The sequence below is a fragment of the Methylomonas sp. Uni0009 genome (assembly GCF_054188105.3).
The window spans coordinates 1,692,238-1,703,224 of sequence record NZ_JBTAFN010000001.1; the positions used below are offsets into that span (position 1 = coordinate 1,692,238).

Here is a 10,987-nt window from a genome sequence, read left to right on the forward strand (position 1 = left end):
GCTTGGACGCCGCATCTAGTAGCGTACCGTGGCTTTAAGGTAATAATTGCGTTCAACTTCGCTACTGATCACCGCGTTATCTATATTGGGGCTGAATTCCAGGTGCCGGTTGTCCAGCAAATTCTGCGCGCCGACAGCCAATTCAAAATGCAGATTCGGCTGCCAGCCCAAGCGCAGATCCAGCCGATGATAGGCCGGCACCTGATTGATTAGGTGGTCGGTGTAATACCAATGCGCATCAAATTCCAATTGATACGGCAGATTGAAGTAGGAACTGAGGTTGAAACGGTTGCGGGCGCTATTGCCTTCAGCAACTGTTGCTGCGCTATCCAGGCTGCCGTCGCGCTGGTGCAAGGCAATTGCAAACAGACTGTAACTACCTTGCACGCGCCAGCGTTCGGACATCCGCCAATTCAATGCGGTTTCCCAGCCGTAGGCTTCACCGTTTGCCTTGTTGGCAATCAGAAACGGGATAGTGATGTTATCGCCGTTTACCAGCGGTGTTTGCGGTTCGGTGGTGCTTAGTCGGCCGTAATCGCTATAAAACAGCGTTGTATCCAGGTTAAAGATGTCGTTCGGAAAAAAGCGGTAGCCCAATTCGTAAGTGACTGCGCTCTCCGAGTCAAAATTATCGTCGCCCAAGACGTTGGCTGTGGTTCCGGGGCCTACGTTGAATAAGACATTGACGTCGTGGTCGGCCCTGGCCGGTACGCGAACTGCTCTGGACACCGCGCCCCACAGGCTGTGTTGCTGATTGGGTACCCACAATAGTCGGGCGGAAGGCTGGATCTCAAAACCGGTAAAATCGTTATGCTCGACTTTACTGCCGTATATCAAACGCAGTTCGTCTGCCAGAAACCGCCATTCGTCCTGAGCAAAGACGTTGAACAAGTGCACATCGCGCTCGGATGGATCGAAGTGTAACAACGCCTGTTTTTGCTGAAGTTGATCGCTATTGAAGCGATAACCGGCCCCCCACGTTACGTGATGAGCCTGCCAACGGAAATCATGCTGCAGATCCAGGTCGAAGGTGCTGCGCCGATAATCCAGTCGGCTTTGGTTGCGGACGGCATGATCGAAATAACTGCGGATTTGTAGGCGGCTATCGTTTTCCAGGGTTTGTTGCCAACGTAACAGCAGGTTACCGCCATATTTTTTGGTGCTGTCGGGGCTAATGGGCGATGCCGGGTCGAGACTATTCAGCGATTGCTGCATGCCGCCATTGAAATAATCGCCCTGCACGATCAGGTTTTTGCGGGCGTCCGGGGTCCAGTCGTTGCGAAAACCGGCGCGGCCCATGTCCAGGCTGTCGTTGGCTTTTTCGCCGTTACCGAAATGAAAATCCTCGCGATGATTGTATTTGCCGTAGACGCGATAATTAAAATCCGGACTGAGTCGGCCGCCATAACGAAAGGTGCCGAATCCGGGCTCTTCCTTGCTGGTGCCGCCTGACAGCAATACGCCTTGTGATTCCTGCGCGGAACGAGTAACGATGTTGATGACGCCATTGACGGCGTTGGAGCCCCACAACGTTGCACCGGGGCCGCGAATCACCTCGATCCGATCGATGTCTTCCAGCGGGTAGTCTTGCTCGTTCCAGTAAACGCCGGAGTTCAGTGGGTCGTAAACGGTGCGGCCGTCCATCATCACCAACAGCTTGTTGGCATTTATCCCGTTAAAGCCACGGCTACTGATCGCCCACTGATTGCCATCCACCCGCGCGACTTCCAGGCCGGGCACTTTGCGAAGCAGTTCCGGAATGGACTGCATCCCGGAGCGCCTGATTTCTTCGTGGCTGATGACGAATACCGCCGATGGGGTTTCGCTGATAGGTTGTTGATTTTTCGAGGCGATGGAAACGGTGGTCGCACTCAGCTCTTGGAGAGATAAGGCCTTTAAATGGGATAGGGTGTCGTCCGCCCCGGCTGGGGCAGCTGCTTGCAGGGCAATACAGAAAAGCGTCAAGCGCTGAGTGTTGCCCGTCAATTTTAACTTGTTTGCCATAACTTCCGTCTTTTACGCCCGATTAAGCACGCGCGCATTGTAGACGCCGGCGATTGAATAGTAAAAACAACCCCAATTAACGGCGCTGCGACGAAGGGTTTATTTGATGGCGCGGATCAGTTTGATCATGTCGCTGCTGGCGGGATCGACGAATATTTTTTGGAACGGGCAAGCTTGTACGCTTTTTAACGTCTGTCGGTTAATATTGGCGCCAAAAGTATTCAAAATCAGCGGATTGAATAAATTCATCATCATCGCCAAAGCTTTGTTGGAGCTTAAAACGTGTTCCAACAGCAGCACTTGACCGCCGGGTTTGCAAACGCGATAGAGCTCTTTCAGGCCTTTTCTGGGTTTCGGTACCGAACAAAACACAAAACTGGCGATGACCGTGTCGAAACTGTTATCGGCATAATCCAGCGCTTGCACGTCCATCAAAGCCAGATCGACCGCAATCTGTTTACGCTGTTGTTTGCGGCGGGCCATTTCCAGCATGTTCGGGCTGAAATCGATAGCGGTAATTCGGGCGTCATCAGGATAGAACGGGAAGTTTTTCCCCGTTCCTACCCCAACTTCCAAAATGTGGGCGCCGCTAGCCTGCGACCAGAGTTTTTTACGTAAACGGCGGAACAGCAAGCCTTCCAGAAAGCCTTCCAGACCATCGAAATAAGGTGCAAGCCTATCGTAGCGCTGCCTGACTTGAGTGCTGTCCGCCGACATGCCGGATTATTCTGCAAATTGCTGAATGCCGTCTAGGAACCAGCGGGTTTGATTGCTGTTGATGGGTTTGACGAAATGCCATACTTCTTTAATGGCTTCTGCCTTGCCACCGTCTTCGCTGATTAGCGCGTCGAACAAGACCACCGCTTCGAGTTCGGTGCCGGCTTCGCGGACATCCATTAATTCGGCGCTCAGTTTCAGGACATCGGTTTTATTAATATCATTGGATGCACGTAGCTGCTCTTGAATTTCTACAAACACCTTGTCGGTAGTTAAGCCGCGGATTTCCGCCAAGTCGCGTCTATCCCAAGCTGCTTGCAGGTAGCGGTAGGCACTTTCCGCACCGCTTAAAAACGCGCGCTGATCGAACCCGGCCGGCAAGTTGGTTGCATCGAAACTAGCGGCTTGTTGATAGTCATTGCTGCCTGATCCTGCTGTTCTGCCTTTTTTGAACAGCACATCGGTATCGAAACCGGAACCGCCGGCTGCCGGTTGCTGGTTCTCGCGATAATAGTTTTGCGATTCCGCTGGTTGCGAGTGCGCGGGCCCATAACCGGCCGGCGCGGCGGGTTGCTGACGTGATCTGGCCGCAAACAAGCGATACAGCAGATAAGCGACGCCGGCAAACAGCAGCATGTCCATCAGATTGATGTTTTCGAAGGCGCCGCCGAAGAACAATGAGCCCAATAACCCGCCTAAAGCCAAGCCGCCCAGCATGCCCATCAGGCCGCCGCGACCAGCCCAGTTTTGTCTGGCTGTTTGATTTTGTGCAGCCGCTTGTTGCTGGCTGGCCGAGCGGGTCGGCTGGCTGCTGGCTCCAGTGGGAGAGGTAGAGCGTTGAAACGGTGTGCTGTAGCTCGGCTTGCTACCGAAAGACTTGCCGCCGCCCATGCGTTTAGCCTGCGCTTCCTGGACACTGCCTAGCAGTAAGGCCAGTGCAATGAATAATGTTGCCAAGGTACCGATCTTTCTGTTCATAGGTGTTTGCCTAAAGTGAATAAATGTATGCCGATATTCGGGGTAAAATCGCGTAATTCAAGTAGAATAGCCTTTCGCATGGTCCTATACAACCGCCGTCTACCGATTAACGACACCCCACAGACATTCTGAAAACATAAATGGTTGCATATTTGCGTCAATTTCTAGTTATGTTTTTGCTGCTTTTGCAAGTGGCAGCGCCGCTGGTGCATGCCCATATCGGTAGAGATGCCATGCAGGGCGGCCTGCATCTGCACGAATTCGAAGTGCTGCATATCGATCATGATGGCGAAACCGCCTTGATGGCTGTCGATCACGATCTGCAAATTCAAAATAGTATTGTCAATCTGGGCTCTGCGATTAAACAGCAGCAATGGCTGGACAGGCTGGCGCCGGTTTTCTATCTGCTGGTCAGCGTGGTTGCCTATTTGGCGGTTACGCGGCAAATCCAACTCGTTAAGTTTTCTCCGCACATACCGCTGTTCGCGCCCGACCCCGTACTTAGTCACAATCCATCCCGCGCGCCGCCGCTCTGAAAGGGGCTGGCTTCGCTGTCGAAGCAGGCTGGGTCAACACCTGGCAGCCCCTCGTCCCCAAAATTGGCCAAAAGCCCGTTAGGCGTTTGGCTGCTAGTTCTATTCAATTACTGCTTTGGAGTGCTCCATGAATGGATACCGTTATCTAAAATGCGGTTTACCTGTATTACTGCTGGTTACGGCGCCTTGCCTTGCCGAAATGAATCCTGTCGGAGAGAGTTTGGCGGCGACTCGCGGCGAAATGTTTTCGGAGAATTTGATTGTCGAACACATGGATCCTATCGAAACCGATCCGTCGCTAAGTTTGTCGCAATTAGTCGAAATAACCGTGGAAAAATACCCGGATCGTCTGGTCGGCGAAGCCTTGGCCCAGGAAGCCAATGCCTTGGCCGAACGCAGTGACGCTTGGGTGGCCGGTTCTACGGCTGTTGGATTGAATTACATGGATGACCGAATTGCCGACGACCTGGGTTCGCGTGAGGCCTCTGCTCAAGTCGAAATCACGACTTGGAAATGGGGGCAACGCGATGCCGGTCAGGCGGTAGCGGAACGGGCCGGCGTTGCCGCGCAAAAGCAATCGGCGGCGGTTAAGCTGGAAGTCACGCGCTTGATCAGAGACGCTTTGTGGAATATGGAAATCGCCAATATCGGTTTGCAACAAGCGCAAAATGCCTTGTCGATTTCCGAGCAATTGATGAAGAAAGTCGAGCGCCGGGTGGAATTGGGCGATTTGCCACGTGCGGATTTGTTGCTGGCCAAGGGTGAATATCTGCAAAACCGAGGGTTGGTCACCCAAGCCGAAGCGGAAGTGATGCATAGCCGTAAAGCCTATGCCAGCTTGACTACCTTGTCGCGGGTGCCGGGCAATTATCAGGAAAAACTAAGCGACATTACCTCGGTGAGCGGCAACCATCCGATGCTGGAAGCTATCAACGCCATCATCGACCGGAAACAGGCGGAAATTGAATGGACCAAAACCACTGATCCTATCAATCAACCCAAACTCAGTGTAGGTGCGAAAAGCCAGCGGGATGGCCGCAGCGGGCAAGACATTGAGAGCGTCGGCGTCGGTGTGGTGATGCTATTCGGCGGCGAGGCCTATAACGCGCCGGAAATCGCCAAAGTTAATCTGGAACTGAACAATGCCAAAGCCCAACGCGAGCACCTTTACCGGCAGTTGGAGAAAAATCTGCACGAAGCCGAGCATGCCCTGGAAGTAACGCGGGCGGAACTGGCAATCGCCAACGAGTTGAAACAAATCGCCGAAACCCATCTGAAAATGACCGAAATCAGCTTCTCGGCCGGCGAAATCAACCTGCTGGACCTCTTAAAAATCCAGGCCCGTAGTCTGGAAGCGATTCGCAACGCCAAATTGCAGGAGGTTAAATTACAGCGCAACATTGCTTTCTACAACCAAGCTGTCGGCGTACAGCCATGAGGCGGTTAATCTTCGGCCTGTTTTTGACTCAGGCCTTAAGCGCGTTTGCTCAAGATACCCAGATTAAAATTACCCAGCAGCAGATCGACAATTTGGATATAAAAGTCGCGCCGCTTACCGCCAGCCAGCAGATTCCGTTGTTTTACGCGCCGGGCAAAGTGGTGGTGCCGGCAGATCGGGAGGTATTGATCAGTAGCAGCCAGCCCGGCCTGGTTACCCAATTGCCGGTCAATATCGGCGACAAGATCCATAAAGGCCAACTATTGGCGCAGTTGCACAGCCCGGAACTGGTCGGATTACAGCAAGCATTTTTAACCGCTACCAGTGAACTGAATTTATCCGGCCAAGAGCGCAATCGCGATCAAAAATTATTGCAGGAAGGTGTAATTGCGCAGCGGCGCTGGCAGGAAACCCAAATGCTGCACAGCAGCAAATCGGCCAAGGCCGACGAGGCGCGGCAGTTGTTATTGTTGGCTGGCATGTCGGCCGCCGAGATTAAAAGTTTGGGGCAAAGCCATAAGCTGGACAACCGTTTGACTATTCGCGCACCCATCGATGGGGTGGTATTGGAGCGTGTGGCCAATTTGGGCGCCCGCTTGGATGTGCAGGCACCGCTGTATCGGATTGCCGATTTGTCTGAACTGTGGCTGGAAATCAATATTCCGCAGGAGCGCTTGAGCGGCATCAGGTTAGGCGATTCGGTGCGGCTGAAAGGCAGCGAGACCACTGCCAAAATTAGTCTGCTGGGCCAAAGCGTCAACCGCGACAATCAGACGGTATTGGCCAGGGCGGTGATTGACGGCAAAGCCGAGGGCTTGCGCGTGGGACAGAACGTCAATGTGCAGATCATGCAAAATAGCGCAGAGACCGGCTTCGTCGTACCCAATACCGCCATTGCGCAGAACGAAGGGCACGCCTATGTGTTTGTGCGCAATCAAGACGGTTTTGTGGTGACCGAAGTGACTATTACCGGTAAACAAGAATCCAATTCCTTGATTAGCGGACCGTTGTCCGGCAACGAGCAAATCGCCATAAAAGGCGCGGTGGCCTTGAAAGCCAATTGGTTAGGTTTGGGAGGCGACGAGTAATGGCGGGGTTAATTCGCTTTGCGTTGACCCAGCGGCTACTGATTTTACTCGGCGTATTGTTGCTGGTGGGCGGCGGCTATTATGCCGTTAAACACATTCCTATCGATGCCTTTCCCGAGGTATCGCCGACGCAGGTCAAGATCATCGTCAAGGCCAACGGCATGACGCCGGAAGAAGTGGAAGCCAGAATTACCGCGCCAATTGAAGTTGAGTTACTGGGCATTCCGCATCAAACCATGCTGCGCTCGCTGGCTAAATATGCCATTACCGATATTACGCTGGACTTTGAAGAAGGCACCGATATTTATTGGGCCAGGCAACAAGTCGCGGAACGCTTGAACGCTTTGTGGAGTAATTTGCCGGAGGGTGTGCAGGGCGGTATCGCGCCGATGACCACGCCGCTGGGGGAGATGTTCATGTTCGCCATCGAGGGTGGCGATTTAACGCTGATGCAACGGCGAGAATTACTGGATTGGACCATCCGCCCTGCTCTGCGTACCGTCAGCGGCGTGGCGGATGTGAATGCGCTGGGCGGGCTGGTACGCAGCTTTGAAGTGGTGCCCGACAATATTCGCATGGCGTCTCGCAATATCGATACCGAGCAATTAAAAGCGGCTTTGCAAAATAATAACCGCAACGACGGTGCCGGTCGGTTGAGCGAAGGCGAGGAAGCGTTGATTGTGCGCGCCGAAGGCCGTATCAAGAATGAGCAGGATGTGAAAGCCATTGTGGTGGCGCAACACGAAGGCCTGCCGACACGAGTGGACGATATAGCCGAGGTCAGAATCGGCGCGTTGACACGTTATGGCGCGGTCAGCAAGGACGGTGACGGTGAAGCCGTGACAGCGGTCGTGCTCAGTTTGCGCGGCGCCAATGCTCGGCAAACTATCGAGCAACTGGAAAGCAAGATGGCGGAATTGCAACCAAGCTTGCCGGAAGGCGTGCGCCTGAATGTGTTCTACAACCGGGGGGTGTTGGTGGGCAAGGCGGTGAACACCGTTTCCAAAGCCCTGCTGGAAGCCATTGTTTTGGTAGTGGTGCTGCTGATTCTGTTTTTAGGTGATTTGCGCGCGGCTTTGACCGTCGCATTGGCTTTGCCGTTGGCGGCGCTGGTGACCTTCATCCTGATGCACGCTTTCGGTATGTCCGCCAACTTGATGAGTCTGGGCGGTCTGGCTATCGCCATCGGGATGTTGGTGGATGGTGCGGTGGTGGTCGTGGAAAACGTGATTACGCAACTGGCCGATCATCAAAAGGCCGAGAGGTTGCCGCGCCTGCATCTGATTTATCGCGCTACCCGCGAAGTAGCGGTGCCGGTGACGTCGGGCATCTTGATCATTGTCATCGTGTTCTTACCGCTGCTGACCTTGCAGGGACTGGAAGGCAAGTTGTTCGGGCCGGTGGCGATGACTATCGTGTTTGCCTTAACGGGCTCCTTGATTTTGTCATTGACGGTGATTCCGGTACTGGCATCGCTGTTGCTAAAACAGGTGTCGCATGAGGAGCCATGGTTGCCGCGCAAACTGTTGCATTGGTATCAGCCTATTCTGGCCTGGTGCCTGACTAACAGCAAAAAAGTCTTTATCGGTGCTGGTGCGATGTTGGCGGCAAGCGTATTGGTCTTCACCCAGATCGGCAGTACTTTCATGCCGACGATGGATGAAGGTGACATCATCGTGCAGTTGGAAAAATTGCCGTCTATTACCTTGCTGGATTCGGTGGCCTTGGATGGCCGGGTGCAGAAAAACATCCTCGAGCATATCCCGGAAGTGCAGACCGTGGTGTCCAGGGTGGGTACCGACGAATTGGGCCTGGACCCGATGAGCTTGAACGATACCGACACGTTTCTGATCCTGAAACCTAAAGCGGAATGGCGGATGGAAACCAAGGAAGAGTTGATCGAAGAAATCCGCAAGATTATGGATCACACCCCGGGCATAGCCTTTGGTTTTACTCAGCCTATCGAGATGCGGGTTTCGGAGATGCTAACGGGAACGCGCGGTGACGTGGCGATCAAATTATTCGGCCCCGAGCTGGATACTTTAAATCATAAAGCCGAGCAAATCGAAGCGGTGCTGAAGACCATCCCCGGTGCCAGTGATGTATTTACCCGTAAAAATGAAGGCATGCAGTTTCTGCAGTTGAGCATTGATAGAGAAGCTGCCGGCCGGTTCGGGTTGGATAGCAATATCATAGAAGATATGTTGCGCGCGCAGATTGAAGGCGTGCAACTGGGTATTGTCCAAGAGGGGGTGAAACGCACGCCTTTGTTGCTGCGCGGCGACAGTAACACCGCCAACTTCGAGAATTTACAAATCAGTTTGCCGAATGGCGATCATGTGCCGATTACCGCAGTGGCGAAAATTCAAGCGGTGGAAGGCGTGGTGTCGATAGACCGGGAAAAGGGTCAGCGCTTCGTGGTAATCCGCTGTAATGTTGAGGGCCGCGATTTGGTTGGTTTTGTTGACGAGGCGCGCAAGGCAGTGGCCGAGCGTGTTCAATTACCCAGCGGTTTTCATGTGGCGTTCGGCGGTCAGTTTGAAAATCAACAACGCGCTTCAGCGCGTCTTTCTCTAGTGATTCCATTATCTTTAGGTTTGATATTTTTGTTGCTGTTTTCCACCTTCGGCTCGGTGCGGCAGGCGGTGCTGGTGCTGTCCAATATCCCGCTGGCCATGATAGGTGGGGTGTTCGCGCTGTGGTTGTCCGGTGAATATCTGTCGGTGCCGGCTTCAGTGGGTTTCATCGCTCTGCTCGGCATTGCGGTATTGAATGGGGTGGTGATGGTCAGCTATTTTAATCAGCTGTGCGCGACCGGTATGGAATTGTCGCGGGTGGTGATTATCGGTTCAGGGCGGCGGTTGCGGCCGGTACTGATGACGGCCAGCATCGCCGCCTTCGGCTTGATTCCGTTATTGTTTGCGTCGGGCCCCGGCTCGGAAATTCAACGGCCATTGGCTATTGTGGTTACCGGCGGTCTATTGTCATCAACCTTGTTAACACTGATTTTGCTGCCGATACTTTACCAACTGTTTGGCCGCCACCCGGAGCGTTGCTGATGAGTCACGAAGCGTTTTTATTAACTGTCAATGCGCCTCCCAGTCTGGAGGAAGCGCTGGTCGATTGTTTGCTGTCATTGGAATGGTCGCAGGGTTTCACCAGTTTTCCGGCCAATGTTCACGATCACAATCAGCAGGGTTTGTCGCTGGCAGAGCAGGTTGCCGGACATCAACGCAAAATTCGTTTTCAAATGTATGTCGAAAGACAAAACATTTCTGCATTATTGACTAAGCTAAAGGCGGATTTTACCGGTTCCGGCCTGCATTATTGGCTGGTACCGGCTATCGAACAAGGCATCATCTAAGCATAAAGCATGCAGAAAGCGACTGGGGATGCTACAGTTCGGACGAACAGCGGTTAAACATTTTTGAATGAGCTATTTTCCTTGCCACACATAGCCCTATGAATATCTTTTTGCGTCGCATTCCTGCTAATACCAGGCATACTGAAATTTCCGAATTTGTGGCCCCTGCTTTGAAACGCGGCTTGTTCAGAAAATCCGGCCGTATAGTCGATGTGCAGATTCTGGCCTTACAGGATACCCGCATAGGCACTATCGAATATCACGGTGTGGTAACGCTGGATTCTGAGCTTTCCGTGCAAAGAGTTGTTAAAGGTTTAAAAAATCGGCGGTTTAACGGCAGAATGGTGGTGGTTAGGCCTTATTATCATCGCAGTTGGTACAACGACCCCCGCCAAAATCAGATGCCTGTGTCTGCGGATATTATCGAAAAGCGCAAGGGTGATCGCAGGCGCGGTAAGTATCTGCAAGTGATCAAAAATGCGTCTGATCGTTTTAACAGTGAAGATGATTTTTTTCGAACCGTGCATCATCAACAGTTCTCCATTTCATTTATCGTGCCGCCTGTCATGGAGGGGCCGATGATGGAGTGCCTGACCAGCTTTGAGGAAGAACTGCTTAATAGTGATACCGGCGAACACAAAATCACCAAATTTCTCACCGAAGCCGATGACGCCGATCAGCAAACCGCGCGCTTTCAGATTTACGCCGAGAAAATGGCTATTTCTGCCTTGCTGGAAAAATTGAAGTCCGAATTTGCCGGGTCCGGTATCCATTACTGGATCATGCCGGTGGTCGAGAAGGGCGAAATTTAGCGCTTAATAATGCAAGCAAGCGCTAGGATGGTCGAGTATGGTGCAAGTAT

9 protein-coding genes are annotated in these 10,987 nt (G+C 52.9%); 6 read left to right on the top strand and 3 right to left on the bottom strand.

Annotated features, from left to right (window positions below):
- Positions 1-15: 15 nt before the first annotated feature.
- The 3 genes from ACWAU0_RS07915 to ACWAU0_RS07925 all read right to left on the bottom strand — a co-directional run bounded on the left by ACWAU0_RS07915 (position 16) and on the right by ACWAU0_RS07925 (position 3,699).
- Entirely contained in the window at positions 16-2,004 is a 1,989-nt protein-coding gene (locus ACWAU0_RS07915; RefSeq protein ID WP_458138847.1) for a TOL_0244 family TonB-dependent receptor, read from the bottom strand.
- A 99-nt stretch (positions 2,005-2,103) separates the two neighbouring features.
- Positions 2,104-2,721 carry a class I SAM-dependent methyltransferase gene (locus ACWAU0_RS07920; RefSeq protein WP_319961586.1) on the bottom strand — a complete coding sequence of 206 codons (618 nt, stop codon included), beginning with the start codon at positions 2,719-2,721 and terminating at the stop codon, positions 2,104-2,106.
- Between the two features lie 6 nt (positions 2,722-2,727).
- Complete coding sequence (locus tag ACWAU0_RS07925; protein ID WP_319961587.1) at positions 2,728-3,699, bottom strand: Tim44 domain-containing protein; 972 nt, start codon at positions 3,697-3,699, stop codon at positions 2,728-2,730.
- A gap of 170 nt (positions 3,700-3,869) precedes the next feature.
- On the opposite strand from ACWAU0_RS07925, the gene ACWAU0_RS07930 reads away from it, so the two are divergent.
- From ACWAU0_RS07930 to ACWAU0_RS07955, 6 genes are all read left to right on the top strand, one after another.
- Complete coding sequence (locus tag ACWAU0_RS07930; RefSeq protein WP_458138848.1) at positions 3,870-4,235, top strand: hypothetical protein; 366 nt, start codon at positions 3,870-3,872, stop codon at positions 4,233-4,235.
- Between the two features lie 127 nt (positions 4,236-4,362).
- Positions 4,363-5,673, top strand: coding sequence for a TolC family protein (locus ACWAU0_RS07935; RefSeq protein ID WP_415879375.1), 1,311 nt, complete (start codon positions 4,363-4,365; stop codon positions 5,671-5,673).
- Entirely contained in the window at positions 5,670-6,761 is a 1,092-nt protein-coding gene (locus ACWAU0_RS07940) for an efflux RND transporter periplasmic adaptor subunit (RefSeq protein WP_458138849.1), read from the top strand. Before ACWAU0_RS07935 ends, ACWAU0_RS07940 begins: the two co-directional genes overlap by 4 nt.
- Positions 6,761-9,820 carry an efflux RND transporter permease subunit gene (locus tag ACWAU0_RS07945; RefSeq protein ID WP_458138850.1) on the top strand — a complete coding sequence of 1,020 codons (3,060 nt, stop codon included), beginning with the start codon at positions 6,761-6,763 and terminating at the stop codon, positions 9,818-9,820. Before ACWAU0_RS07940 ends, ACWAU0_RS07945 begins: the two co-directional genes overlap by 1 nt.
- Complete coding sequence (locus ACWAU0_RS07950) at positions 9,820-10,125, top strand: DUF3240 family protein (protein WP_033156867.1); 306 nt, start codon at positions 9,820-9,822, stop codon at positions 10,123-10,125. The genes ACWAU0_RS07945 and ACWAU0_RS07950 overlap by 1 nt, the downstream gene beginning before the upstream one ends.
- Before the next feature lie 98 nt (positions 10,126-10,223).
- Entirely contained in the window at positions 10,224-10,937 is a 714-nt protein-coding gene (locus ACWAU0_RS07955) for a DUF3240 family protein (protein WP_458138851.1), read from the top strand.
- The last annotated feature ends 50 nt before the right edge of the window (positions 10,938-10,987 follow it).

Coding starts and splice junctions, on each gene's coding strand:
- ACWAU0_RS07915 (WP_458138847.1), bottom strand. CDS start 2,004: ATGGCAAACAAGTTAAAATTGACGGGCAACACTCAGCGCTTGACGCTT.
- ACWAU0_RS07920 (WP_319961586.1), bottom strand. CDS start 2,721: ATGTCGGCGGACAGCACTCAAGTCAGGCAGCGCTACGATAGGCTTGCA.
- ACWAU0_RS07925 (WP_319961587.1), bottom strand. CDS start 3,699: ATGAACAGAAAGATCGGTACCTTGGCAACATTATTCATTGCACTGGCC.
- ACWAU0_RS07930 (WP_458138848.1), top strand. CDS start 3,870: ATGTTTTTGCTGCTTTTGCAAGTGGCAGCGCCGCTGGTGCATGCCCAT.
- ACWAU0_RS07935 (WP_415879375.1), top strand. CDS start 4,363: ATGAATGGATACCGTTATCTAAAATGCGGTTTACCTGTATTACTGCTG.
- ACWAU0_RS07940 (WP_458138849.1), top strand. CDS start 5,670: ATGAGGCGGTTAATCTTCGGCCTGTTTTTGACTCAGGCCTTAAGCGCG.
- ACWAU0_RS07945 (WP_458138850.1), top strand. CDS start 6,761: ATGGCGGGGTTAATTCGCTTTGCGTTGACCCAGCGGCTACTGATTTTA.
- ACWAU0_RS07950 (WP_033156867.1), top strand. CDS start 9,820: ATGAGTCACGAAGCGTTTTTATTAACTGTCAATGCGCCTCCCAGTCTG.
- ACWAU0_RS07955 (WP_458138851.1), top strand. CDS start 10,224: ATGAATATCTTTTTGCGTCGCATTCCTGCTAATACCAGGCATACTGAA.